Raw genomic sequence first — 23,747 nt, 5'->3', positions numbered from 1 at the left:
CCCGCCGCCCCGCCGCGCCCGGTGTCCTCATCGCCTGCGAGAACGGCCCGGTGGCACCCGGCGGGCAGGCGCGGCCAGGCGCATGAGCAGCTGGACCGAGGTGCTGTCGGCGGTGACCCGCACCTCGTCGGCCATCAGCCGGGCGACCCGCCACCGTATGGCGCTGCCGCCCACCGGTTCCGCCAGCCGCGGGACGCGGTCCGGCGCGCGTTCGTCAGCGGCGCCGTCCCGGTCCGTCTCGCGGATCTCGCACAGCACGTGGTCCGCACCGGAGTTGACCACCAGCCAGGCCGGCTCCTCGCCGAGGGTGAAGGCATGGGCGGCGATCTCGTGCACGGCCAGCACCAGGCCGTCGGTCCGCTCGTCGGACAGCCCGGCCAGCTGGGCGCGGAGCCGCACCAGACCCCGTACGTGGAAGAGGTCGAGCGGGCCGAACAGCATGGCGTCCGGGGGCTGGTCGCCGCCGCTGGGCTGCCGGCGCGTCACGCTCCTCCTCCCGCGGAGGGGTCCGGCTCGGTTCTGACGTTCGCTCCGCTGTCCAGGCTGTCCTGTCCGATCACGGAGAGGATCATGCGCACGATGGCGCTGGGATGGCGTACGACGACCTGCCGCCCCGGTCCCAGCCGGGCCGCCGCCTCGAAAACCGCCTCCATGGAGCTGGTGTCGGCGAAGTCCAGCGAGGAGACGTCGAGAACGACGTCGGCGCCCGGCGCCGCGCGGGCCACGGCGTTGCCGAGCGCGGACTCCAGCTGGCCCTTGGTGGTGAGGTCGGCCTCGCCGATCAGCCGCAGGCCCCGGTCGGTCTCCAGGATCTGCAGGATCGAGGTCTGCCGGCTGAACGGGCCCGCGACGAGGGCGTGGTGGCAGGCGCGCTCGCCGATCTCGTCGAGGGTGAACGCCCCCAGGTCGTAGAAGCACATCCCCATACCGCGGCGCCCCGGAAGACCTGCTTCGAGCAGCCGTTCCATCTCGATCAGCTCGGGGACGGCGACCTGGTGGACCGGGCCCCACGACATGTCGGAGAAGACCCGTAAGCCCCGGAAGCCGTCGGCCAGGGCGCCGTCGATCGCGCCGAACATGATCCCGGCCGCGCCGGCGGGGGAGAAGTCGCCCTGCCACATCGGGGTCGTGCTCATGTCCGCGATCACCAGCGAACCGTCGGCGAGATGGGCGTCCACGGGTAGCCGGGCCCACCGGAGGCAGTCGGTCAGCCAGGAGCGCTCGCGTGTCCCCAGCACGCACAGCACCCGGTCGCCGGCGGCCAGCCCGTCGAGCACGTAGCCGGCCACCGCGATCCGGGTCACGTCCTCCCCGTCGGCGATGAAGCAGCAGTGACTGCCGTAGGCCATGGCGCCCACGGCGGCGATCGCCGCCCCGGTCTGGGAGACATCCATCGTCGTGCCCTTCTCGACTCTGCTGGTGCGACGGTACCGCCCCGGCCGGGACCGGCGCGGCTTGTCGTCCGGGCGCCATCTATGTAAGCATACGAACATGACTGATGCAGAGGACATCGATGTAGCACACGATGAAGTGCTCGGCTCCCGGGTCGGCTACGTCGTACGGCGCTTCAACCAGGCGATCCGCGCGCAGGTCGAGGACGGCCTGCGCCCGCTGGGGCTGACCACCAGTCAGTACGCGGTCCTGGCCGTGCTCCAGCGGCACGACGGCATCAACAACGCGCAGTTGGCCCGGGTACTCGCGGTGACGCCGCAGACGATGACCCGGATCCTGGCCGGGATGTCGCAGGCGGGGCTCATCGTGCGGCAGGTCAGCGCGCACCACGGCCGGGTCAGGCTGGCCCTCCTCACCGACGCGGGCCGCGAGCTCGCGGACAGGGCGCACCCGGTGATCGACGCGGCGGAGGACCGGCTGCTCGCCCCGCTGACCGACCGGCAGCGCGCCCAACTCCTGGGGTACATGCGGACCTGCGCCGACGCGCTGCCCGGAGACATCGTCTTCGACTCGCTCTGAGCGCCGGACGGCCCCGCCGTCCTCCCTGCCTGCCCGAACGGAAGGATCCCCATGTCAGGCCATGAACCGTCCCCTGTCGGCACCGCGCGGCAGCCGGAGCCGCAGCAGGAGCACGCGTACCGGCAGCACCGCCTGGGCGCGTCGAGCCCGGTCGGCCGGCGGGCGCTGCTGGCCCCGGTGGCAGCGGGCCTCGCGATCGCCGCGGTCTTCGTCACCGTCTTCCTGGCCGCGCTGCACGCCCCGAAGCCGCACGGCCTGCCGCTGACGGTGACCGGCCGCCCGCAGGCGGTCGCCGCCGTCGAGACCGGCCTGGACCGGCAGATGCCCGGCGGCTTCCGGGTCACCTCCGCCGCGGATCCGGCGGCGGCCGTCAGCGCGGTACGCCACCGGGACACCTACGCCACGCTGGACCTCAGCCGGCCGGGAACCGCGCATCTGACCCTGGCGGGCGCCAACGGGAGCGGCGTCGTGCAGGCCGTCACCTCCGCGGCCACCGGCGTGGCGACCGGACTCGGCGACCGGCTCGTCGTCACCGACGCGGCGCCGCTGTCGGCGGGCGACAGCCGCGGACTGGTGATCTTCTACTACGTGTTCGGCGTGGGACTGAGCTCGTTCCTCTTCGCGATGTTCTTCCACCAGGCGGCCTCGGGGGCGTCGCTGGCCGTCCGGGTCGCCGTGCCGCTGGTCTTCGCGGCGATCCTCGGGGCCGGCCTCACGGCGGTGGCCGACGCCGGATTCGGGGCGCTGAGCGGCCATATCTGGGCGGTCGCCGGCCTGTCGGCGCTGCTGTCCTACGCGGTCACCCTCACCACGCTCGCACTCACCAGGCTGCTGCACACCGCAGGACTCGCCGTGGCCTCCCTGGTCTTCGTCATCGTCGGCAACGCCACCAGCGGCGGCGCGCTGAACTGGCACTTCCTGCCCGGCGGCTGGCGCTGGGTCAGCCAGCTGATCCCCGCGGGCGCCGGGGTGACCGCCCTGACCGACATCCAGTACTTCGACGCCCGCCACCTGGCCCCGGCCCTGCTCACCCTGACCGCCTACTGCGCGATCAGCCTGCTGCTGGTCCTCACCCTCCCCCTGCTGCGCCTCGACGCCGTCCACCGCCGCCACCACGCCGAACACGCGGCCCGCTGACGGCCCGTCGCGACCGTCGGGGTCCGCTCAGCGGACGCCCACGGTCTGGTGCTCGGCGGCGATGACCAGGGCGACGCGCTCCACCTCGCGGGAGTAGGGGCCGCCGGTGTACTTCGTGGAGATGCGGTCGATGATCTTCCAGCCGGCGTCGCCGTCGAGCCACTCGACGACGCGGCCGCGGACGACGACCGGCTGGAAGGGGTTGTCGGCCGGTGCCACGGAGAGGGCGACGCGCGGGTCGATGCGCAGGTTCTCCGCCTTGCGGCTGTGCGGGCCGGTGAAGACCACGATGTGGTCGCCCTCGGTGCCGATCCAGACCGGGACGGAGTGCGGGGCGCCGTCCGGGAGGACGGTGGCGAGGTGGGCGATCGAAGTGCCGTCGAGTACGCGGCGGACGTCGGGGTCGAGCATGGTGGCGCTCCTTCGGTAAGCGTCGTTCGTCGTCGGTGGCCGTTCGCCTCCCTTGGGGTTCCTTCAGGAGACTCCGTGACCGTATCAGATGGAGTTCCGTGAAGGAACTCCAATTGCTAGACTTCCGCCATGCAACGGACCGACTTCGGCGAGATGGCCTGCTCGATCGCCCGCACGCTCGAGGTGATCGGGGAGCCCTGGTCGCCCCTGGTACTGCGTGACGTGTGGGTCGGGATGAACCGCTTCGACCAGATCCAGGCCGACCTCGGCGTTTCCCGCAAGGTGCTGGCCGAGCGGCTCAGCCACCTCGTCGAACGCGGCGTCCTGGAGCGGCGTCCGTACGACGCGCGGCCGCGGTACGAGTACCACCTGACCGCCAGGGGCACCGAACTCGTGGACGTGCTCATGGTCATGGCCGGCTGGGGCGACCGGTGGCTGGCCGGCGAGGCCGGGCCGCCCGCGCTCTACCGGCACCACGCCTGCGGCGAGATCAGCGGGGTCGACCTGCGCTGTGCGCACTGCGGCGCGCCGATGCACGCGGACGATGTCGACGTGCTTCCCGGGCCGGGCAGCGCCGCCCGGGCCGTCGACGAGTAGCCCATGGGCCCGCCGGGCCCGGGGCTGACGTCAGGACAGGGTGAAGAGGGTCTCCTCGATCTCCTCGCCCCGCGCGTTGGCGAAGCCCCGGTCGGTGCCCACGGGTATGAATCCGCACTTGGCCAGCACCCGGACGGAGCCGGCGTTGTCGGAGGCCGCGCGGGCGTGCACCGGGCGCTCCGGCGCGAGCAGCAGGAGCTGGCGCAGGGCCGCGGTGGCGGCTCCGCGGCCCCAGAACCGCTGGCCGATCCAGTACGTGACCTCGCGCTCCTCGGGCGGTCCGAACACGGCGACGTGGCCGACGACCTCACCGTCGGCGGCGACGACGGTCCGCATGACCACCGTGGGATTCTGCCGGTTCCGGGCCCAGTGGGCCTCGAAGGAAGCGGTGTCCGACGGGTCCTTGGTGGTGAACGCGGCCAGCCTGACCCCCTCGGCCTCGTTCGACTGGGCGTAGAAGACCGGCAGGTCGTCGTCCCGCACTTCTCGCAGCGTGATCTCCACCGTGGACTCCCCGTCTGGTGCGCGTGAACGTGTGCGTGCGCCCCGTGAGGCGCTTCGGCGATCATTGCAGAGCGGCGGCCGGGCGCCCAGCCACTAGCCTGTGCGGCGTGGCAGCGAACTGCGGGGTGTGCGGGCGTCCGATCGAGAGCGGCGGTCCGGGGCGGGCCGCGTCCTACTGCTCGCAGGCGTGCCGGCAGCGCGCGTACCGGGAACGGCGGCAGCCCGCGCCGGGGGCGCCGGCCGGGGAACTGGTCTCCGACCTCGGGGACCGGCTGCGGCGGCTGCGGCTCGACCCGGCGCCGGCTTTCCACGCCGACGTCGAGGCGCTGTCACCCCGGTTCGCCCAACTCCGGCGGCTGGCCCGCCAGGCGCGCCAGGACACGCCGGTGCACGAGGCCCCGGGCGAGGACACCCCGGGCCACGACGCGGCCCGGCCCGCGGCCGTCCCCGGCGAGCCGGAAACCGTCACCCCGCGAAACGTCACACCTGCCGCCGTGACGAAACTCGGCGACGACGCCCTCTCCGCCCTCTTCGAGGAGCACCGCGCCGAGCTCCGCGTCCACTGCTACCGCCTGCTCGGCTCGTACGACGAGGCGGAGGACCTGGTCCAGGAGGCGTTCCTGCGGGCCTGGCGGGCCAGGGACTCGCTGGAGGACGTCGACAACCCGCGCGCCTGGCTCTACAAGATCGCCACCCGGCTCTGCCTGGACTTCCTGCGCAAGCACAACCGGCGCCCCACCGTCTACGAGCCCGTGCCGGGCATGGACTCCGGTGACGGACCGCCGCCGCCCCGGCTGCCCTGGCTCCAGCCGTTCCCCGACGACCAGCTGCCCGAGCGCCCCGCGCCGCAGCGCGCGCCCGACGAGCAGGCCGTCGGCGGCGAGACCCTCGAACTGCTCTTCCTGACCGCGATCCAGCAGCTCCCGCCCCGGCAGCGGGCCGCGGTGATCCTGCGCGACGTCGCCGGCTGGTCGGCGCAGGAGACCGCCGACCTGCTGGAATCCACCGTGGCCTCCGCGAACAGCGCCGTCCAGCGCGGCAGAACGGCCCTGCGTGAGGCGCTGCCCGGCCGGCGCGAGGACTGGTCGGCGCCCGAGCCGAGCGCCGGCGATCTGGCGCTGCTCCGGCGCTACATGGCCGCGGCGGCCGGCGCCGACATCGACGCCATGGTGGAGCTGGTGCGCGAGGACGCCGTGCTCACCATGCCGCCGAACCCGTTCTGGTTCACCACCCGGGACGCGCTCTTCGCCTTCGTCCGGCCCAACCTGGATCCGGCGTCGCCGATGTTCGCCGGCCACTGGCGGCACCTGCCGCTGCGCGCCAACGGCCAGCCGGCGGTGGCCGGCTACCTGCAACGCCCCGGGACCAGCGTGTTCCGGGCCCAGCTGATCGACGTGCTGCGGGTCGAGGAGGGGCTGATCGCCGAGATCACCACCTTCGAGCCGCACCTCTTCCCCGCGTTCGGGCTGCCGATGACCCTCTGAGGCGCGCCGCTGCGATGAGTTCGGGCCGCCGCCGCGTCCTATGAGGTGTGAACGGGCGCACTCGGCGCCCCGCACCGGAGGAGACGAGAAAGATGCTCAAGGACAAGGTCGCGGTCATCTACGGCGGAGCGGGTTCGCTGGGTTCGGGGATCGCGAAGGCATACACCGAGGCGGGGGCGCGGGTGTTCCTCGCCGGCCGCACCGAGTCGGCGCTGCGGAAGGCCGCCGCCGAGACCGGCGCCGAGTACGACGTGCTGGACGCGCGGGACGAGGCGGCCGTCGAGGCGCACGCGGCATCGGTCGTCGAGCGGGCCGGCCGGCTGGACATCTCCTTCAACCTGGTGCCGCGCGGCGACTTCCAGGGGCAGCCGCTGACCGAGATGTCGGTCGAGGACTACACGCGGCCGGTCGTCCAGGGCATCGCCTGCCAGTTCATCACCGCGCGGGCCGCCGCCCGCCGGATGACGGCCCAGGGCTCCGGCGTGATCCTTTCGCTGGACAGCGCGTCGGGCAACGGCAGCCCGATGCTCGGCGGCACCGGGGCGGCCGACGGCGCGATCGACGCGCTGATCAGGCAGTTCGCCCAGGAGTGCGGGCCCGCCGGGGTGCGGGTCTGCGGGATCTGGACCGCCGGCGTCACCGACACCCTCACCCCGGAGAAGCTGACCGCGGCCGGCGCCCCGGCCATGGACGAGGCCGCCGTGCAGGGCATCCGCGGCCACCTCGACAGCCTCCGGATGACCAGGCGCTCGCCGCGGATCGCCGACATCGCCGCGCTGGCGACGTTCCTGGCGTCCGACGCGGGCGCCTCGATCACCGGCACCTGGGTCAACGCGACGGCCGGCATGTTCCCGAGCTGACCGCCCGCGGGGCCGGACCACGGCGACAGACCACGCCGCCGGTATTGACTGGACGCGCCCCGCGGCGGCGCCGAGACTTGCCCGCATGTCTGCCACCGACCCCGCCGTCACGGGGCTGCAACGCGATCCGCTGCCACTGCGCGGCCGGGTCGCCGTCATCACCGGAGTCAGCCGGCGCCAGGGGATCGGCTTCGCGATCGCCCGCCGGCTGGGCGCCCTGGGCGCGAGCCTGTTCCTGCACCACTACGCGCCGCACGACCGTGAACAGCCCTGGGGCGAGGACCCTGACGGGCCGGAGGGCGTCGCCGGGGCGGTGGCCGGGGCGCTGGCCGGCCCGGGCGCGCGGATCGAGCACCTCGGCGGGGACCTGGCCCTTCCCGGCGCGCCCGAAAGGGTGATCGCCGCCGCCGCGGAAGCCTTCGGGCACGTCGACATCCTGGTCTGCAACCACGCGCGCAGCGGCGGGGACGGACCGCTCGGCACGTTGGACGCGGACATGCTCGACGCGCACTGGGCCGCGAACACCCGGTCCGTCCTGCTGCTCACCCAGGCCTTCGCCGGTCAGCATGACGGCCGGCCCGGCGGACGCGTCGTCCTCATGACGTCCGGCCAGGGCCTGGGCCCGATGCCGGACGAGATCGCCTACGCCACCGCCAAGGGGGCCCTCGCCGCGATCACGCCGACCCTGGCCGACCACCTCGCCGACCGGTCGATCACCCTCAACACCGTCAACCCCGGCCCGGTGGACACCGGTTACGCGACCCCCGAAGTCCACGAGGCGGTCCGCCGGCACTCTCCCGCCGGGCGCTGGGGCGAGCCCGACGACCCGGCCCGCCTGATCGCCTGGCTCGCCACCGACGAGGCCGGCTGGATCACCGGACAGGTCATCAACACCGAGGGCGGCTTTCGCCGCCGGGACTGACCGCACCCGTCGGCGTCCACAACTCGCCGAGGCGGGGCGGTGATCCGTCTTGTGGGGTGGAGGGCGGGGGTGCGACGTGCGTGGTTCATCCGGATGTCACTCGGCGTGGGCAGGGTACAGCCGTTTGCGTCGTCCCGGTGACCTCTGCCGTCGTAAGGTCCCCGGGCCTCGGCGGCAGGCGCACTTTCGCCCGTTGAAAGGCAGCCGCCCCATGAGTGGCAGTATCCGCCAGCCCGCTCGCCCCCCGTCCGCCCGAACGAGCCGCAGGACCGCGGCCGGTGCCGCGCTCGCCGGGGTGCTGGCGCTCGGCGCGGTCGTCGTCCCGATCGCCGCCCACGCCAGCACCGGCGCCGGCAGCGCGTTCGCCTCCGGCGACGTCGTGGTCTACCGGGTCGGCGACGGGAGTTCGTCGCTGAGCGACAACGCCGCGCCCGTCTTCCTCGACGAGTACAGCCCCACGGGCACGCTCGTGCGCTCCATCGCCCTGCCCACCGGCGACAGCGGTGGCACGCACGAGCTGACCGCGGCCGGCAGTGCCACCTCGGAGGGGCAGATCACGCTGTCCGCCGACGGCCGCTACCTGATGGCGCCCGGCTACCACAAGCCGGTCGGCACCGACAGCGTCGCCACCACGGACGACGTCACCATCGCCCGCGTCGGCGCCGACGGCGGCGTGGACACCTCCACGATGCTGGACGAGTTCGCCGACGACAACAACGTCCGCGGCGTCACCAGCACCGACGGCGACCACATCTGGGTCTCCGGCGCGGCCGGCGGCATCGGCTACACCACCCTCGGCTCCGGCGGCTTTACCCAGCTCACGGACAAGAACGTGCGCGCGGTGCAGATCGCCGGCGGCCGGCTCTACACCTCCTCCGAGAAGGACGGCATCGGCATCTCCACGGTGGGCTCCGGCACGCCGACCACCTCCGGGCAGAAGCTCGCCAACCTGCCCGGCAGCCCGGAGGGCAGCGGCGACCCGTACGGCTACGTGCTGCTGAGCCTGTCAGGGAGCGCCACCCCCGACACGCTCTACGCCGCGGACAGCAGCGCCGGGAAGATCAACAAGTTCAGCCTGGTCAGCGGCAGTTGGAAGGCCGAGGGCAGCAAGAGCGTGTCCGACGTGACCGGCCTGACCGGCTCGGTGGTGGGCGGCAAGGCCGTCCTCTACGCGACCAGCAGCGGTTCCTCCGGCACCAGCGGCAAGCTCTCCACGGTGACCGACGGCAGTGGAGCGGGCTCCGCCATGTCCGGTTCGGTGACCACCCTCGCCACGGCCGCGAGCAAGAAGGCGTTCCGCGGCGTCGCCCTCGCGCCCACCGACGGGGGCACCAGCACGACACCGCCGACCACCCCGCCGACGACTCCGCCCACCACCCCTCCGACGAGTCCGCCGGCGACCGACCCGCTGAAGCCCGTCGCCTGGCCCGGCAGCAGCTCCGTCAGCACCGCCGACGGCTCGAACGTCTTCGGCGAGGACCTCAGCGGCCTCTACCAGGAGGGCAACGTGCTGTGGGGCGCGCAGAACAGCGGCAAGCTGTGGCGGCTGGTCCCCGACGGCTCGACCGGCTGGAAGCCCGACACGTCGGGCGGCTGGTCCTCGGGCAAGAGCCTGCGCTTCCCCGGCGGCTCCGGCACCCCTGACGACGAGGGCGTCACGGTGACCGGCGCCGGCTCGGCCGGCGGGGTGTTCGTCTCCAGCGAGCGCAACAACGACTCGTCCGGCACCAGCCGGCTGTCCGTGCTGCGTTACGACGTCTCGGGCACCGGCAGCACCCTGACCGCCACGAAGGAGTGGAACCTCACCCCTGACCTGCCCTCCGTCGGCTCCAACCTCGGCCTCGAAGGCGTCACCTGGGTCCCCGACGGCTACCTGACCGGCGCCGGGTTCAAGGACTCGGCGACCGGGGCCGCGTACAACCCGGCGGGCTACGGCTCGCACTCGGGCGGCGTGTTCTTCGTCGGCGTCGAGGACACCGGCACCATCTACGGCTACGTCCTGCAGGACTCCGGCGCCTTCACCCGGGTCGCGACGGTCAGCAGCGGGATGGACGGCGTCATGGAGCTCCAGTGGGAGCCGCAGGCATCGCGCCTGTGGGCCGTCTGCGACGACACCTGCGACGGTGAGCACCGGACGCTCCAGGTCAACTCCTCGGGCGCGTTCACCATCTCCGCCACCTACAACCGCCCGAGCGGGATGTCCGACTACAACAACGAGGGCTTCTCGGTCTCCGCCGCCGACGCGTGCGTCAGCGGCTCCAAGCCCGTCTACTGGTCCGACGACGCCGACGACGGCGGCCACGCCCTCCGCAAGGGCAGCATCACCTGCTGAACCCGAACGCCCGCGGTGCCCGGCCCGGACGTCCGGGCCGGGCACCGCGGACGGCAGCGCGCGAAGTAGATGCGACAGCCACGGACTTGGCGGTGGCCGCTGCCCGGACGGCGGCCTCGGTGCGGAGACCCCGCACCCCGCTCCCCGCTCCCCCCCGGCGTCCGCCCGCTGTCACCGGCCGCCTAGGGGGACGCCGGGCCGTCAGTGCCTGGGGAGGCGGGCGGTCAGGTCGTAGAAGCGGGTGGTCTGGGTGGCGCCCTGGTTGTCGTCGCTCACCAGGAGCAGGCGGAGGCGGTCGCCGGGGGTGTGGGCGGTGACGGCCATGCCCTCGATGTTGTCGAGCAGCGGGTTGGGCTGGGGCTGCTTGGCGGTGGCGCCGAGGGTGGGGCAGTCGCCCAGGTCCGCGAGCAGCGTCTTGTGGATCAGCCGGACGCTCTTCTGGCCGGTCAGGTCGGTGACCCGGCTGACGTCGGTGGCGCGGGAGGGGTCGGCCAGGTAGAGCCGCACGGTGTTGCCCACCCCTGCGGTGAACCCGCGCTCCAGGACCAGCAGCCGGCCGTCGCCGGTGGCCGCGATGTCGGAGACGCCGAGGATCGTGCCGTGCGCGTCGGTGTCCACCGGATAGGCGTACTGGCGGCCGAGCCTGAAGTCCGAGGAGCCGGCGCGCTGCCAGGTCTGGAAGCGGACGGTGGTGGCGTCGTCGCCGGACAGCGCGCCCTCCATCGAGGCGACCAGCGTCCGGCCGCCGGGTTGGAAGGCGAGGCCCTCGAAGGTGAGGTTGGTCGTGGCGCGGCCGGCGGGGGCGACCTTGAGCTCCTGGGGCACCGGCAGGCTGCCGAGGACGGTGCTGCCGTCCCGGCTGTAGCGGCGGATCGCCGGCTCCACCTCGGAGGAGATCAGCCGGGTGCCGTCCCGGTCCACCACGAGGGCCTCGGAGTCGAGCGGCCGGCCCTTCTCGTCGGCGAGCGGTACCACCTCGCGCGGCGCCAGGTCGCCCAGGGTGCGGCCGCTGAGGGTGAACAGCGAGGACCGGTCGGAGAGCGCGTCGAGCGTGCCGTGCGCGTCGGGCGCGAGCGCGGAGAGGTTGCCGACGAACGTGCCGTCGAAGGTGGTCTTGTCGAGCGCGTCGGAGAAGCCGCCGATCGTGACGGACGACGAGCACCGCCCGGCGGCGGGCGGTGTCGGGTGGTGGCCGCCGGGGCCGCCGTGGGCCTGGGCCGGTCCTGCCACGGCCAGGCAGGTGGCCGCGGTGAGGACGACGGACGAACCTGCGAGAAGAGCTCTAACGCGCACAGCGGCACTCCACATCGACAACGGGCGTACGTATCAGCCCGATTGTCGACCCTCGGCCGCGGCGGCGGGCGTACGGCGGTTGACGGAGGGCTGAACGTCGGCCACGCGCCCGGGCGGAGCGGCTCCGGCGGGCCTGGCAGCGTCAACTCCCAGGGCCCGAACATCGGACCTTCCTCTCCGTCGAAGGACCACCCGCAACTCCTTTATCGCGTACAACCAGTTGACGCCGACCACGACGACTGCAAGGCTGCCGAGTCATCCGATGTCTTGGTCTCCCCGCGGCGCTGCCGTGGGGCCTGTGGTTTCCGGAGCGGACATGAAGTGGCTGGCGTCAGCGCGTACGGTTCTCAGTTCGATGGTCGCCCTCGGATTCGCCGGCGCCCTGGCGCTCGGCGGGTCGGCGGCGTCCGCCCAAGCCGCCCCGGCAGCCCAGGCCGCCCCGGTCGCGCACGCCGCACCCCCGACGGTGCTCTGGGCCGCGCCCGACGGCCACGGCGCGTCCTGCACGTCGAGGAACCCCTGCTCGCTCGCCTCCGCCCAGGCCGCCGTCCGCGGGATCGAGCACCGCGGAAAACCCGGCGGCGTCACCGTCGAACTGCGTGACGGCACCTACCGGTTGAGCTCGACGTGGAAGTTCGGCGCGCAGGACTCCGGCACCGCCGGGCACCCCGTCGTATGGCAGGCGGCCCCCGGCGCCCACCCGGTGATCTCCGGCGCCTCCCAGGTGACCGGCTGGTCCCGGGTCGGCCGGAGCGACGTGTGGTCGGCACGCGTGCCGCACGGCAGCGCCAGCCGGCAGCTCTATGTGGACGGCGCCGAGGCGCCCGTCGCCCAGGCCACCCCGGCCGCCCTGCACTTCGCCGGCGGCTGGGCGGGCTCCAGCACCGGATACGACCTGTCCGGCGACCCGGCCGCCCTCGCCTGGTTCGCCGCCCTCACACCGGCCCAGCTCGCGCAGGTCGAGTTCGACTACCCGGCGGGCAACGGGCCGTGGACCGACTCCAAGTGCGGGGTGGCCCGGATGTCCGGCAGCAGCCTCGTCATGGACCAGCCGTGCTGGACCGACGCCACCGACGGCGCCCCGTTCAGCGACGGCAGCGGCGGCCTGCCGTCGATGCCGGCCTCGCAGATGCCCGCCACGATCCAGGGCGCCCGCGCCCTGCTCGGCAGCGGGCAGTGGTTCCTCGACACCTCGCAGGACCGGCTCTACTACGCGCCGCGCAGCGGCGAGCGGCCCTCCGCGCCGGACGTCGAACTGCCGCGCGTCGAGACCCTGTTGCAGGGCGCCGGGAGCCTGGCCCACCCGCTGCACGACATCACGTTCGCCGGCCTGCAGTTCTCCTACGCCACCTGGAACGGCCCGTCGGCCGCCTCGGGATTCGCCGACGTGCAGAGCAACCTGCACAGGACCGGCGCCAACAACCAGGGCCTGTGCACCTTCTCGACGCCGGCCGGCAGCTGCCCGTGGGGCGCGCTCACCCAGCCCCTCGCCAACGTCGACTTCACCGCCGCCAGCGACGTGACGATCACCGGCAACCGCTTCGCCGACCTCGGAGGCGCCGGCCTGAGCTTCAAGTACGGCGGCACCCACAACCTCATCGAGGGCAACGAGTTCACCCAGATCGCCTCGACCGCGCTCTCCCTCGGCTGCACCTACGACCCCACGCCCACGGCCACCGCGGCCTCGGTGATCCAGGACGGCTGCACCCCGGACCCGAAGGCGGTGGCAGGGGACCGGGTCGGCACGAACGAGATCCTGGACCACACCACGGTCGCGGACAACGTGATCCACGCCATCGGCACCGACTACCGCTCCGCCTGCGGCATCACGCTGCTGTTCTCGCAGCACACCACCATCACGCACAACGACCTGTACGACCTGCCGTACACGGGCATCACCGCGGGCGTGATCGAGGGCCACGTGGACGACGCCGACCACCCGCAGAACTCCACCAACATCAACGCCGACAACACGATCAGCGACAACCTCATCCACGACGTGATGCAGGTGCTCGACGACGGCGGGGCCGTCTACATGGAGGGCCACCAGGCGCAGTACGCCTACCAGCCGGACGGCACGCTCGACCCGCGGGCCACTCTGGCGAACGGCCTGCACGTCACCGGCAACGTCGCCTACAACGACGGCTCGCAGTACAACGCCTTCTACGACGACGCGGGTTCGGAGTGGATCTCCTTCAGCGGCAACGTGGAGTTCCACCCGCTGACGTCCATCGGCGCGCAGGGCGGCTGCTCGGCCACCGGCCACTTCTGGGTCACCGGCAACTTCTTCTCCGACGCCGCCGGCTCCTACATGTGCAACGCGCCGGTCGACTCCAACGTCAGCGGCAACACCCGCATCCCCGCCTCACCCGGTCCCGGTGACATCCCGGACGCGGCCCTCGCCGGTGCCGGAGTCACCGCCGGGCACCAGGCGCCGGCCGCCGGCCTTCCGCAGGCGGACTACATCTCCGCCGTCAGCCAGGGCGGGGCGAACTCCACCGGCGGCCAGGTGCTGATCGCCGGCTCCGGCTTCGCCCCCTCCACACCGGTGTTCTTCGGCGGCCGGCCCGCGACCGACGTCCGGTGGCTCTCGCACGGCTTCCTGATCGCCACCGTGCCCGCCGGAGCCGACGGCACCGACGTCACGGTCGGCACCTACGTGCCCCGGCCGCAGATCACCGCGCCGGCCAACGGCACCACGGGGCTGGCGGCGAGCTACACCGTGCGCGGCACCGGGATCGCCGGAGCCACCGTCACCGTCACCGACGGGGCGACCGGCTGCACGGCGGTCGCGGCCGCGTCCGGTGCCTGGACCTGCGTGATCGAGGGCGCCTCGGCCGGCCAGCACACGCTGACCGCCACTCAGACCGCCAAGGGCGGCGCCGTCTCCAAGGCGTCGGCAGGGCTCGTGGTCTACGTGGGCACGCCCGCCGGCGCCGCGCGGCTCGACGACACCGATCCGTCGATCACGTACGACGGCTGGGACTACTCGGCGGGCCGGGGGGACGGCGACTACAACAACGACCTGCACTACACGCAGACCGACGGCAAGAGCCTGACCTCCACGTTCATCGGAACGGGCGTGAAGGTCCTCGGCGAGCAGTACACCGATCAGGGCGACATCAGCGTGTCGATCGACGGCGGGACGCCGGTCGTCGTCAGCACGGTGCCGGCCGACGGTGCCCGGCACAGCAACGTCGCCGTCTACACCAGCCCCGGGCTCGCCGCGGGCGTCCACACGATCGTCGTGGCCAAGGTGTCCGGGCAGTACGCGACCTTCGACGGGCTGGAGGTCGACAACCCCGCCTGACGACGCGCCGGCCACCCTCGGTCAGGCGGGTTCCGGGCGCCTCAAGGCACCGGGCCCCCGGCCACCTGGGGGTGGCCCGGTGCTGGCGCGGACGACGAGGGTGGGCTCCACCGTCGCCGGGTCCTGTGAGGCGGCCGGCTCGTCGATGTGCCGCAGGAGGTGGCCCACGGCGAGCGCGCCCATCTGCGCGAACGGCTGGGCCACCGTGGTCAGCGACGGCGAGCAGTACTCGGCCAGCGCGATGTCGTCCACGCCGACCACCGAGATGTCCGCCGGCACCCGGCGGCCCAGCTCGTGCAGCGCGCGGATCACCCCGAAGGCCATCTCGTCGCTGGCCACGAAGACCGCCGTGACGTCCGGGATGCGGCCGAGCGCCAGGCCGCTGCGGTAGCCGGAGGCCGGCGACCAGTCGCCCGCCAGCTCCGGCGGCACGGCCCGGCCGGCGTCCTCCAGCACCCGGCGCCAGCCCTGGCAGCGGCTCGCCGCGTCCAGCCAGTCCCGCGGTCCGGCCACATGCCAGACGGTCTCGTGGCCGAGGTCGAGCAGGTGCCGGGTGGCCAGCACCGCCGCCAGCGACTGGTCGACGGCCACCGTCTCGGCCGCCGGGGTGCGCGAACCGTCGATCGTGACGGTGGGCACCGCGGAGGTGAGCTGTTCGATCCGCCGGCTGACGTGGATCAGCGGCACGGCGAGCACGATGCCCTCGACGTGCAGCTCGGACAGCCGGGTCACCGCGGCCTCGATCGCGGAGGTGTCGAGCGAGACCGTGGTGGCCGTACTGACCGTGTAGCCCGCCGCCTGCGCGGCGCGTTCGATCCCGAGCGTGAGCGCGGCGCGCGAGTAGTAGCCGGTCTGCAGGGTGACCACCCCGATGGTCCGGCTGCGCCCGGAGGACAGCATCCGGGCGGCGTTGTTCTTCCGGTAGCCGAGCTGGTCGACGGCGGCCAGCACCTTCGCCCGGGTCTTCGCCTGGACGTTGGGGTGGCCGGCCAGAGCGCGCGAGACGGTCTGGGCGGACACCCCCGCGACCCTGGCCACGTCCACCATTCCCGGCGGGCCGCCCTCCGGCCGCGTTTCCTCGTGCACCATCGGGCTCCCACCGCCTGCCGGTCGTCGCTGACAGTTGATTACATCAATTCCGCCACGGCGACACGGCGGTGATGGCGAGGGTCTGCTCGCCGGCGTCGCGGCCCGCGCCGACTCCGCCGTGCGCGGCGCCGGTCCAGGTGCGCACCGGAAGGGTCTCGACGTGCCCTCCGGCCCCGGCCGGCAGGCCGATGACCAGGCCGCTGTAGCGGTTCACCAGCTTGTACGTACCCGTCGCCCGGCCGCCCGCGGCCGAGGTCGACCGGATGACGAACCACTGCTGACCGACCGTCGGGCCGCCGGCGCCCGCGGGCGTGGCGGTGGGCGTGCTTCCCCAGGCGCGGCCCGCGGCCGGGGTGGTGGGGACGCCGAGCAGCCGGCCGGTTGCGGCGTTGGTGATGCGGTACGAGCCGTCGCCGTTGCCGGTGAACGTCCAGGCGGCCAGCGGGGATCGGGCGGCGCCGGCCACCGCGGTGGTGGCGGAGCCGTGGGACGCCTGCGCCAGCACCCGGCCGTTCCCGCTGCTGATCCGGTAGGACCTGGCGGGGTCGAAGGGAGCGGCGGCGGGCTTGGAGGAGGTGATGCCGACGTTGACGTACTCGGAGGACGAGCCGTCGGAGCAGCCGAAGGAGCAGTAGGAGCGGAAGTCCTTGCCGACCACGTTGGAACTGGTCAGGTTGGCGCTGTCCAGGAACCAGCGGTACCAGGAGGCGGTGTGGTAGCTGCCGGTGTCGCCGATCGGCCGCCACTTCTGGGTGGCCAGGTTGTCGGTGGCGTAGAACTGCTGGGGCGCGTCACCGCTCTGGTCGACCGCCTGCGGCTCCCCGATGTACAGGCCCAGATAGGCGTTGTACGTGATGTCCATGACGAACAGCGGCGAGGTCGGCGGGGCGGTGCCGGCCGCGACCTGCTGGCTCACCGTGCCGGTGCTCGCCGGGCTGTACTCCTTGGCGACGGGCGTGTAGCCGGCGGTGTCGCCGGAGGTCACCGGCACCATGTTGCTCTCCTTGCCGCCCACGCCCGGCTGCGACCAGTGGCCGTCGTACCACTTCTGCCAGGAGCCCGGCGCCATCTTGGCCGAGATCGGGGCCCGGGCCACGTGCGAGTAGAACGCCTGCCAGCCGCCGTTCTTGTCCACCGCGCGCGAGCCGTAGTAGACGTAGAAGTAGCCGGAGGCGGTGTCCACGTAGAGCCGCTGGTCGCCGTCGCCGTAGTAGTAGCTCTGGTTCGGGAAGGCCGCCGCGTCGCCGCGCTCGGTGCTGTAGGGCGAGGTGATCACATGGGCCTTGATCGTCCACGACCTGCCCTGGTCCTTGGAGACCGCGTAGTCGATCGCGTCGAAGTGGATCCCGTCGCCGAAGGGCTGCGGCGTGAACTCGTTGTGCACCAGGCCGTACCAGTCGCCCGTGTCGGGATCGACCCACACCCCGGCCAGGTCGCAGTAGTTGCGCTGTGAGTAGCCCGATCCGCTGGGCGCGTTGGTGGCGTCCACCCCCGTGGGACTGTTGTTGCACAGCGCGGTGGTGTCCGGGTTCGTCCCGGCGTCGCTGATCGCGCCGGAGAAGCCGGCCGCGTCGAAGTCGGCGCCGGTGTAGAAGCTCCAGGCGCGGTCGTCGTCGGCGCCGTAGAGGGAGTGTGACTGCTGGTAGTAGAAGGTGCCGTCCTTGTCGGTGAACACGCTGGCCGGAGTGTCGTCCGGCTGCGTCCACGGTCCCTTGGCGCCGACGGTGACGGTGTACGAGGCGGCGGGGGAGTGCGCGGCGGCGGCCGGCGAACCCGCGGCCGTGGTCGGGGAGTCGGCGGCGGCCGGCGCGAGCGTGCCGCCGAGCCCGGCGGCCAGGGCCGCGGCGAGCGCCGCCACGGCGAGTCTTCCGGGAAGTGACATCGTTCTGTTCTCCGTTCCATGGTGCCGATGGCAGGACGGCAGCTCGTGTCGAACGGGCCCGGCGCGGGGGCCACTTCGCTCTTGTCGTCAGGCTGATATCGATAACAAGCGCGACGCGGGCCCGGTCACGTCGGCGGGCGCGTGTTCATGTCAGGGACTATGGCAGAATATGTTATCGATGCCAATGCCTTGGATCCATCCGCCGGAAGGCGGCGGCGGGGCCGGCCGGCGCAGGCCCAGGTACCCGGTTCGACCCAGCGCGGCGAGGCGGTTCGTGAGAGGGTGACCGCAGGAATCAGGAACGCCGGAGGAGGCGCGGGAGATCGTGTCCGACGCCGGGGCCGACAGCGCGGCAATGACCGCTTCGACCCGCCCGGCGGGGCTGCCCGACATGCTCGGGGCGGCGGTGTACCTGGTGGACGAGCGCGGGATGATCACCCAGGTCAACGCGCACGCCGAGCGACTGCTCGGCAGATGCGCCGCCGAACTCGTCGGCCAGGACGCGCACGAGCTGCTGCACCGCGACCGGCACGGCCAGCCGCTCACCCGGGCCCAGTGCCGGATGAGCGAGTCGTTCCTCGCCCGGCGCGCGCAGGTCGGCTGCGACTGGTTCGAGCGGGGCGACGGTTCGCTGGTCGAACTCTCCTGGCTCGTCGCGCCCTGCGCCCCCGCGAGCGACCGCGCGGAGACGATCGTGGTCTTCGCCGAGACGGACCGCGCGCCGGAAGGCGCCGACCTGCCGGGCGAGGTCGCCCCTGCGCTGTCGGAGCTGGAGCGGCTGGCGCTGCTGGCCGAGACCACCACCCAGCTGACGTCGACCCTGGACAGCGACGAGGCGCTGCGCCGGCTGGTGCGCCTGGTGGTCCCCAGGATCGCCGACTGGGCGGTGGTCGACCTGATCACCGAGGCCGACGAGGTCGAGCGCGCCATCGTGGTGCACTACGAGGACGGCGAGTTCGTCGCCCGGGAGGACCTGCAGGGGCCGATGCCGCCGGTCCCCGAGGAGTCCCCGATGCCGCTGTCGCGGGCCCTGCGCGGCGCCGCCTCCACCCTCGTGACCCCGCGGACGTACCAGGGGGCGCCGGACTCCGGCATCGCCATCGAGCAGCGCCGGCTGTTCGAGGCCACCGGCATGGGCTCGGCGGCGATCGCGCCGATACGCGGCCTGCGGGACGTGCTCGGCGCCCTGACCCTGGGACGGTCGGAGCACCGCGAACCGCTGACCGCCGCCGACCTGTCGCTGCTCGAGGACATCACCCGCCGCACCGGCCTCGCCCTGGACAACGCCCGGCTCTACCAGCGCCAGCGCAAGATCGCCGAGACCATGCAGCGCCACCTGCTGCCGCAGCTGCCCACCGTGCCGGGCCTGCAGATGGCCGCGCGCTACGTCCCCGCGCCGGACGAGTCACAGGTCGGCGGCGACTGGTACGACGCGTTCACCATCGCCGACGGCACGACGGCCCTGGTGATCGGTGACGTGGTCGGCCACGACCTGGACGCCGCCGCGGGCATGGCGCAGGTCCGCAACATGCTCCGGGCGCACGCGTGGACCCACCATGAACCGCCCAGCGCGATCGTGCGGCTGCTGGACAGTTCGATCGCCCACCTCACGAGCGTGCCGATGGCGACGCTGGTCTTCGCAACCGTCCGGCAGACCGGCGACGGTACCTGGCGGCTCGCCTGGACCAACGCGGGCCATCCGCCGCCGCTGCTGGTCACCCACGACGGCCGGGCCCGCTACCTCACCGAAGGGCACGGCCTGCTGATGAGCACCGGCCTGGCCCCGCCGCGCCCCGACGCCAGCCTGGTGCTGCCGGCCCGTTCGACCCTGGTCCTGTACACCGACGGCCTGGTCGAGAGCCGGGACCGCCCCATCGACGACGGTCTCGACCAGCTCCGCAAGCACGCCGCCTCCCTGGCCCACCGCCCGCTGGCCGCCTTCACCGACCTGCTCCTCGCCCGCGCCCGCCCCGCCGCCGGCCGGAACGACGACGACATCGCGATCCTCACTCTGCGCACGCCTGACATCGATACGGCGGATCTTCGCGCCGGGACGCTCTGACACACTGAGGACGACGGCCGCACCGGGGGGTGGGCCGGTGGGGCGGCAGTGGGGGAAGGGTGCGATGGACGTGCGGCGCGGTCGTTCGCGAGGGGGGCTGGAACGTGAGGTCATCGCCTGCCTCGCGGCGTCCGGCGCCGCGATGACGGCGGCGGAGGTGCAGGCGGAACTGGGCGGTGACCTGGCCTACAACACCGTGCTGACCGCGCTGACCAGGCTGTACGCCAAGCAGGCCCTCCAGCGGTCGCCGCGCGGGCGCGCCTTCGCCTACCGGCTGGCCGGAGAAGGCGCCGCCGACGCGGAGGCGAGGGTCACCGCGCACCGGATGCACTTGCTGCTCGAAGCGGGAGCGGACCGTTCGAGCGTCCTGGCCCGCTTCGTCGGCGCGCTGGACGAGGAGACGGAGAGCCTGCTGCGGGCACTGCTCCAGGAGCCGGAGCCGGAGCCGGAGCCGGAGCCGGAACCGGAACCGGAGTCAGAGCACGAGGGCGAGGGCAGGGGCGAGGACGAGCCGTGACGGCGTCCGGGGCGCAGTGGCCCGTCCTCGTGCCGGCCGCCGTGCCCTTCGTGCTCGGCGCGTCCAGCAGATGGCTCGCCCGCCGGGCAGGTGCCCGGCTGTCGCCGGCCGCGGCGACGGCGCTGCTGACCTGCCTCGCGCTCACCGTCGCACTGAGCACCGGACTGCTGCTCTGCCTTGCCGCGGTGATAGCGCTGGCCGAGGCGCCCGGCCTGTCCGGCCTCTCCCACTGGTCGCCGAGCGCGCTGCGCGCCATGGTTCCGGTGCCGCCCGCGGCCGACGACATCGGCGGGGCGGTCGCGGTGCTGCTGCTCGGCTCCGCGGCCGTCCATCTGGTGCGGGTCGTCCGGGACGCCCGGCGGGCGTCGGCGGCAGCCGCGTCCCTGCCGCGGCTCGGCGGTGACCTCAGCCTGCTGGAGGACGACGCGGCCATCGCGTACACGATCCCCGGCCGGCACCGCCGGATCGTGGTCTCCACCGGCATGCTCAAGCACCTGTCCGCCGACCAGCGCCGCGCGCTGCTCGCGCACGAGGCGTCCCATCTGAGCCACCGGCACCACCGGTACGTCCAGTTGGGGCGGCTGGCGGCTGCCGCCAACCCGTTCGTACGGCCGGTCTCGCGTGCCATCGACCTGGCGGTCGAGAGGTGGGCCGACGAGAGCGCGGCGGCGGAGGTCGGCGACCGGGGGACGGTTGCCCGCGCGCTGGCCGCGGCCGCGCTGGCCGCCGCGGCGCCGCCGCCTCCGGCGCAGTTCGCGGGAAGCCTTGACGGCGCGCGGACCGACGTCGGGCGCAGGGTGGACTTCCTGCTGCGCCCGCCTGCCCGGCACCGGCTCGGGTGGGCGCTGGCCGCGGCCGGGATCGTGGTGTGCTGGGCGGCGACCTTCGCCGCGATCGAGCACATCCACTACCTGATGGAACTGTCCGAGGGATAGCCGCCGTTTAGTGCTCGCGCCCGGCCTCCCGCGCTCGCGGGCCCGGCTTCAGCGTCCGCGCGCCGCCTTCACCGCCCGGCGGAGCGAGTCCGCCAGCGCCCCGGCCACCGCGACGGGCAGCAGCCACCAGGCGTTCACCCCGGCCGCCTCCAGGCCCGCGGACCCGCCGAGGGCGAGCGCGACCCAGCAGGCCACCCGCCAGTCGTCGCCGATCACGAAGTCGTACCAGAAGCGCCCGAAGGCCCGGATCCGGTTCACCGCGACGCCTCCTGCACCTCGCCGGCCCGCAGGGCGGCGCCCCGCAGCACCCTGACGTAGCCCAGGGCCAGCAGCGCGACCGCGGGGACCAGTACCAACAGCGCGGCGTCCGAACCGGGCCAGTCGACCTGGACGCCCTCGGCCGACCAGAACAGGCCGAACGAGGTCAGCAGCGTGCCGACCACGAACTTCACCGCGTTCTCCGGCACCCGCGCCAGTGGCGCCCGCACCGCGAGACCGGCCCCGGCGACCACCACCACGGCCGCCGCCGCGGCGAGCGCCGCCAGCGGCACGTCATGCTGGCCGCCCCCGAAGGTGACCACGATGAAGGCGACTTCGAGCCCTTCGAGCGCGACACCCTTGAAGGCCAGGGTGAACGCGTACCAGTCGGCCACCTTGCCGCGGTGCTCGGCCGGAGCCTGCCCGGCGGCGGCCACGCCCTTGGCGAAGGCCGCGGCCTCGTCGCGCTGCTCCTTCCAGCCGGAGGCCCGCAGCACCGCCTTGCGCAGCCACTGCAAGCCGAACAGCAGCAGCAGCGTGCCGACCACGATCCGCAGTCCGCTCAGCGGGATCTGGGCGACGGCCGGGCCGAGCGCCCCGACGACCGCGGCCAGTGCCGCCAGCGCCGCGCCCGCCCCTTGCAGCGCGGAGGGCCAGTGCCTGCCGGTCCCGGCGGCGAGCACCACCGTCAGCGCTTCCACGGCCTCGACTGCGCAGGCGAGGAACACGGCGAGGAACAGCGCCAAGGGGCTCATACCCCGCCTCCCCGTCGTCCGTATGTGGGCGTCTACATTTCTGTAGACCGAAGTGGGTATCAGTGTGCCACGCCGCCGGCGGCGGCGACGGGCCCGGCCCCTGATCCGGTGCGCGGCGGAGTAAGTGCGCGGGGGAGTAAGTGTGCGGGGGCGCTGCGGCGTATAGGGGGTGTGAAGCAGCTGGAGTTCAAGGAGTTCTACCGGGCCAGCCAGGACGCCTGCCTGCGGGCGGTCCTGGCGAGTGTGGGCGATCGGCAGCTCGCCGAGGACCTGGTCGCCGAGGCGTTCACCCGGGCCTGGATGTCCTGGCCGAAGGTCAGCAGGCATCCTGCGCCGCGCGCCTGGATCGTGCGCACCGCGCTGAACACCCGGGTGTCGTGGTGGCGCAGGAGGCGGAAGGAGGTCGTGCTGGACGCGGGCGCTCTCGATCTGCCGGACCCCCGGCAGGCCGATCCCGGCCTTGACCCCGGTCTGCTCGCGGCGCTGCGCGGACTGCCGCAGCGGCAGCGGGAGGTGATCGCGCTGCGGGTCTTCCTCGACCTCGACACCAAGGCCACCGCCTCGGTGCTGGGGATCGCCGAGGGCACCGTCACCGCCCACCTGTCGCGGGCCGTCTCGGCGCTGCGCGGCCAGCTCACCACCGCCGGCGACGGCACCGTCAACGACCAGGAGGTCGGCCCATGAGCGAGCACGACGTACTCAGCGCACTGAGGGATTCCCTCGACGACGTCACCATGTCCACGCCTGTCGAGAAGATCGAGGCCGAGGGGCGCAGGCGGCGCAACCGGCGCCGCGTCGCCGGCACGGCCGGGGTCGCGGCCGCCGCGGCGTTGGCCGTCGCGGTGCCGATGTTCAGCAACCCGTCGGCGGGGCCGCCGTCGGCCGGGAACAGTGCCGGGGGCGTACACGTCCAGACGGCCGCGTACACCGTGGACACCAAGACGGACGGCAGCATCGTCGCCACCTGGGACAAGAGCGCCTACTTCACCGACCACGCGGGACTGGAGAACGCGCTGCACGCCGCGGGCTTCCCGGTCTTGGTCAAGGTCGGCGAGTTCTGCAAGGGCCCGCACGACGACGGGACGCTGAACCCGGCCGGGCAGGGTCCCGGCATCGACAACGTCATGCGGGGCAGCGACGGATCCGGCGGCCGGGTCACCCTCACGTTCTACCCGTCCGCGATGCCGGCCGGGAAGGAGCTGTTCATCGGCTACCTGAACCCGGCGCAGCTGGCCTCGGTCCACGGCAACCCGGGCTCCGTGGAGCGGATCATCACCAAGAACGCGCCGCTGACCTGCACGACCACACCGCCGCCCGAGCACCGGCGGTAGCCGGGGTCCGGTCACGGGGGAGCGCGGCCCGGGGGTTCCAACGACCCCCGGGCCGCGCGTGCTTGAGGTTGACGACCGGTAGATACTGAGTGTAGAC

General features: G+C 73.3%; 22 protein-coding genes. 13 read left to right on the top strand and 9 right to left on the bottom strand.

What is annotated here, in order from left to right; all coding sequences use genetic code 11:
* Positions 1–27: 27 nt before the first annotated feature.
* Positions 28–486, bottom strand: a complete 459-nt coding sequence (locus ACQPW6_RS02530) for a hypothetical protein (RefSeq protein WP_433887853.1) — start codon at positions 484–486, stop codon at positions 28–30.
* Positions 483–1,394 carry an MEDS domain-containing protein gene (locus ACQPW6_RS02525; RefSeq protein ID WP_433887852.1) on the bottom strand — a complete coding sequence of 304 codons (912 nt, stop codon included), beginning with the start codon at positions 1,392–1,394 and terminating at the stop codon, positions 483–485. The genes ACQPW6_RS02530 and ACQPW6_RS02525 overlap by 4 nt, the downstream gene beginning before the upstream one ends.
* A gap of 97 nt (positions 1,395–1,491) precedes the next feature.
* Between ACQPW6_RS02525 and ACQPW6_RS02520 the strand changes: the two genes are divergently transcribed.
* Both ACQPW6_RS02520 and ACQPW6_RS02515 read left to right on the top strand, forming a co-directional pair.
* Positions 1,492–1,971: a MarR family winged helix-turn-helix transcriptional regulator gene (locus tag ACQPW6_RS02520; protein ID WP_433887851.1), complete on the top strand. Its 480-nt coding sequence runs from the start codon at positions 1,492–1,494 to the stop codon at positions 1,969–1,971.
* A gap of 51 nt (positions 1,972–2,022) precedes the next feature.
* The gene (locus ACQPW6_RS02515; protein ID WP_433887850.1) at positions 2,023–3,108 is read left to right on the top strand and encodes a hypothetical protein; all 1,086 of its coding nucleotides are present in this window, start codon (positions 2,023–2,025) and stop codon (positions 3,106–3,108) included.
* Positions 3,109–3,135: 27 nt separating this feature from the next.
* Here ACQPW6_RS02515 and ACQPW6_RS02510 read toward each other — a convergent pair whose 3' ends face one another.
* Positions 3,136–3,519 carry a TIGR03618 family F420-dependent PPOX class oxidoreductase gene (locus tag ACQPW6_RS02510; RefSeq protein WP_433887849.1) on the bottom strand — a complete coding sequence of 128 codons (384 nt, stop codon included), beginning with the start codon at positions 3,517–3,519 and terminating at the stop codon, positions 3,136–3,138.
* 129 nt (positions 3,520–3,648) lie between these two features.
* Here ACQPW6_RS02510 and ACQPW6_RS02505 point away from each other — a divergent pair, with 129 nt between their 5' ends.
* Positions 3,649–4,116, top strand: a complete 468-nt coding sequence (locus ACQPW6_RS02505; RefSeq protein ID WP_433887848.1) for a winged helix-turn-helix transcriptional regulator — start codon at positions 3,649–3,651, stop codon at positions 4,114–4,116.
* A gap of 30 nt (positions 4,117–4,146) precedes the next feature.
* On the opposite strand, the gene ACQPW6_RS02500 is transcribed toward ACQPW6_RS02505, so the two are convergent.
* The gene (locus ACQPW6_RS02500; protein WP_433887847.1) at positions 4,147–4,620 is read right to left on the bottom strand and encodes a GNAT family N-acetyltransferase; all 474 of its coding nucleotides are present in this window, start codon (positions 4,618–4,620) and stop codon (positions 4,147–4,149) included.
* A 107-nt stretch (positions 4,621–4,727) separates the two neighbouring features.
* Between ACQPW6_RS02500 and ACQPW6_RS02495 the strand changes: the two genes are divergently transcribed.
* The 4 genes from ACQPW6_RS02495 (at position 4,728) to ACQPW6_RS02480 (ending at position 10,218) form a co-directional block, all read left to right on the top strand.
* Complete coding sequence (locus ACQPW6_RS02495; protein WP_433887846.1) at positions 4,728–6,104, top strand: RNA polymerase subunit sigma-70; 1,377 nt, start codon at positions 4,728–4,730, stop codon at positions 6,102–6,104.
* Positions 6,105–6,196: 92 nt separating this feature from the next.
* Complete coding sequence (locus tag ACQPW6_RS02490) at positions 6,197–6,964, top strand: SDR family NAD(P)-dependent oxidoreductase (protein WP_433887845.1); 768 nt, start codon at positions 6,197–6,199, stop codon at positions 6,962–6,964.
* 85 nt (positions 6,965–7,049) lie between these two features.
* Positions 7,050–7,886: an SDR family oxidoreductase gene (locus ACQPW6_RS02485; protein ID WP_433887844.1), complete on the top strand. Its 837-nt coding sequence runs from the start codon at positions 7,050–7,052 to the stop codon at positions 7,884–7,886.
* Between the two features lie 1,060 nt (positions 7,887–8,946).
* A complete protein-coding gene (locus ACQPW6_RS02480; protein ID WP_433894397.1) occupies positions 8,947–10,218 on the top strand; it encodes a hypothetical protein in 1,272 nt (423 codons plus the stop codon).
* A gap of 201 nt (positions 10,219–10,419) precedes the next feature.
* On the opposite strand, the gene ACQPW6_RS02475 is transcribed toward ACQPW6_RS02480, so the two are convergent.
* Positions 10,420–11,511 carry an esterase-like activity of phytase family protein gene (locus tag ACQPW6_RS02475; RefSeq protein WP_433887843.1) on the bottom strand — a complete coding sequence of 364 codons (1,092 nt, stop codon included), beginning with the start codon at positions 11,509–11,511 and terminating at the stop codon, positions 10,420–10,422.
* Between the two features lie 316 nt (positions 11,512–11,827).
* Between ACQPW6_RS02475 and ACQPW6_RS02470 the strand changes: the two genes are divergently transcribed.
* A complete protein-coding gene (locus ACQPW6_RS02470; RefSeq protein WP_433887842.1) occupies positions 11,828–14,821 on the top strand; it encodes an IPT/TIG domain-containing protein in 2,994 nt (997 codons plus the stop codon).
* Positions 14,822–14,842: 21 nt separating this feature from the next.
* Here ACQPW6_RS02470 and ACQPW6_RS02465 read toward each other — a convergent pair whose 3' ends face one another.
* Entirely contained in the window at positions 14,843–15,910 is a 1,068-nt protein-coding gene (locus tag ACQPW6_RS02465; protein ID WP_433887841.1) for a LacI family DNA-binding transcriptional regulator, read from the bottom strand.
* A 43-nt stretch (positions 15,911–15,953) separates the two neighbouring features.
* Positions 15,954–17,792 carry an RICIN domain-containing protein gene (locus ACQPW6_RS02460; RefSeq protein ID WP_433887840.1) on the bottom strand — a complete coding sequence of 613 codons (1,839 nt, stop codon included), beginning with the start codon at positions 17,790–17,792 and terminating at the stop codon, positions 15,954–15,956.
* 355 nt (positions 17,793–18,147) lie between these two features.
* Between ACQPW6_RS02460 and ACQPW6_RS02455 the strand changes: the two genes are divergently transcribed.
* From ACQPW6_RS02455 to ACQPW6_RS02445, 3 genes are all read left to right on the top strand, one after another.
* On the top strand, positions 18,148–19,854 hold the full coding sequence (locus tag ACQPW6_RS02455; protein WP_433887839.1) for a SpoIIE family protein phosphatase: 1,707 nt from the start codon (positions 18,148–18,150) through the stop codon (positions 19,852–19,854).
* A 64-nt stretch (positions 19,855–19,918) separates the two neighbouring features.
* A complete protein-coding gene (locus tag ACQPW6_RS02450) occupies positions 19,919–20,371 on the top strand; it encodes a BlaI/MecI/CopY family transcriptional regulator (RefSeq protein WP_433887838.1) in 453 nt (150 codons plus the stop codon).
* Entirely contained in the window at positions 20,368–21,306 is a 939-nt protein-coding gene (locus ACQPW6_RS02445; protein WP_433887837.1) for a M56 family metallopeptidase, read from the top strand. The genes ACQPW6_RS02450 and ACQPW6_RS02445 overlap by 4 nt, the downstream gene beginning before the upstream one ends.
* A 48-nt stretch (positions 21,307–21,354) precedes the next feature.
* On the opposite strand, the gene ACQPW6_RS02440 is transcribed toward ACQPW6_RS02445, so the two are convergent.
* Together ACQPW6_RS02440 and ACQPW6_RS02435 are read right to left on the bottom strand one after the other, a co-directional pair.
* Positions 21,355–21,564: a hypothetical protein gene (locus ACQPW6_RS02440; protein ID WP_433887836.1), complete on the bottom strand. Its 210-nt coding sequence runs from the start codon at positions 21,562–21,564 to the stop codon at positions 21,355–21,357.
* The gene (locus ACQPW6_RS02435) at positions 21,561–22,319 is read right to left on the bottom strand and encodes a hypothetical protein (RefSeq protein WP_433887835.1); all 759 of its coding nucleotides are present in this window, start codon (positions 22,317–22,319) and stop codon (positions 21,561–21,563) included. The genes ACQPW6_RS02440 and ACQPW6_RS02435 overlap by 4 nt, the downstream gene beginning before the upstream one ends.
* A gap of 171 nt (positions 22,320–22,490) precedes the next feature.
* Between ACQPW6_RS02435 and ACQPW6_RS02430 the strand changes: the two genes are divergently transcribed.
* Both ACQPW6_RS02430 and ACQPW6_RS02425 read left to right on the top strand, forming a co-directional pair.
* Entirely contained in the window at positions 22,491–23,003 is a 513-nt protein-coding gene (locus ACQPW6_RS02430) for a SigE family RNA polymerase sigma factor (protein ID WP_433887834.1), read from the top strand.
* Positions 23,000–23,650, top strand: a complete 651-nt coding sequence (locus tag ACQPW6_RS02425) for a hypothetical protein (RefSeq protein WP_433887833.1) — start codon at positions 23,000–23,002, stop codon at positions 23,648–23,650. Before ACQPW6_RS02430 ends, ACQPW6_RS02425 begins: the two co-directional genes overlap by 4 nt.
* Positions 23,651–23,747: the final 97 nt, after the last annotated feature.

The sequence above is a fragment of the Streptomyces sp. CA-111067 genome (assembly GCF_050956065.1).
Classification (GTDB): Bacteria; Actinomycetota; Actinomycetes; order Streptomycetales; family Streptomycetaceae; genus Actinacidiphila.
The sequence above is the reverse complement of the archived record's forward strand: the minus strand, read 5'-3'. Positions and strand labels throughout refer to the sequence as shown.

What these genes read in the sequence shown, in the direction of transcription:
- ACQPW6_RS02435 (WP_433887835.1), bottom strand. Translation starts at nt 22,319, where the DNA reads ATGAGCCCCTTGGCGCTGTTCCTCGCCGTGTTCCTCGCCTGCGCAGTC.
- ACQPW6_RS02455 (WP_433887839.1), top strand. Translation starts at nt 18,148, where the DNA reads ATGACCGCTTCGACCCGCCCGGCGGGGCTGCCCGACATGCTCGGGGCG.
- ACQPW6_RS02485 (WP_433887844.1), top strand. Translation starts at nt 7,050, where the DNA reads ATGTCTGCCACCGACCCCGCCGTCACGGGGCTGCAACGCGATCCGCTG.
- ACQPW6_RS02465 (WP_433887841.1), bottom strand. Translation starts at nt 15,910, where the DNA reads ATGGTGCACGAGGAAACGCGGCCGGAGGGCGGCCCGCCGGGAATGGTG.
- ACQPW6_RS02510 (WP_433887849.1), bottom strand. Translation starts at nt 3,519, where the DNA reads ATGCTCGACCCCGACGTCCGCCGCGTACTCGACGGCACTTCGATCGCC.
- ACQPW6_RS02505 (WP_433887848.1), top strand. Translation starts at nt 3,649, where the DNA reads ATGCAACGGACCGACTTCGGCGAGATGGCCTGCTCGATCGCCCGCACG.
- ACQPW6_RS02425 (WP_433887833.1), top strand. Translation starts at nt 23,000, where the DNA reads ATGAGCGAGCACGACGTACTCAGCGCACTGAGGGATTCCCTCGACGAC.
- ACQPW6_RS02470 (WP_433887842.1), top strand. Translation starts at nt 11,828, where the DNA reads ATGAAGTGGCTGGCGTCAGCGCGTACGGTTCTCAGTTCGATGGTCGCC.
- ACQPW6_RS02520 (WP_433887851.1), top strand. Translation starts at nt 1,492, where the DNA reads ATGACTGATGCAGAGGACATCGATGTAGCACACGATGAAGTGCTCGGC.
- ACQPW6_RS02490 (WP_433887845.1), top strand. Translation starts at nt 6,197, where the DNA reads ATGCTCAAGGACAAGGTCGCGGTCATCTACGGCGGAGCGGGTTCGCTG.
- ACQPW6_RS02525 (WP_433887852.1), bottom strand. Translation starts at nt 1,394, where the DNA reads ATGGATGTCTCCCAGACCGGGGCGGCGATCGCCGCCGTGGGCGCCATG.
- ACQPW6_RS02460 (WP_433887840.1), bottom strand. Translation starts at nt 17,792, where the DNA reads ATGTCACTTCCCGGAAGACTCGCCGTGGCGGCGCTCGCCGCGGCCCTG.
- ACQPW6_RS02450 (WP_433887838.1), top strand. Translation starts at nt 19,919, where the DNA reads ATGGACGTGCGGCGCGGTCGTTCGCGAGGGGGGCTGGAACGTGAGGTC.
- ACQPW6_RS02515 (WP_433887850.1), top strand. Translation starts at nt 2,023, where the DNA reads ATGTCAGGCCATGAACCGTCCCCTGTCGGCACCGCGCGGCAGCCGGAG.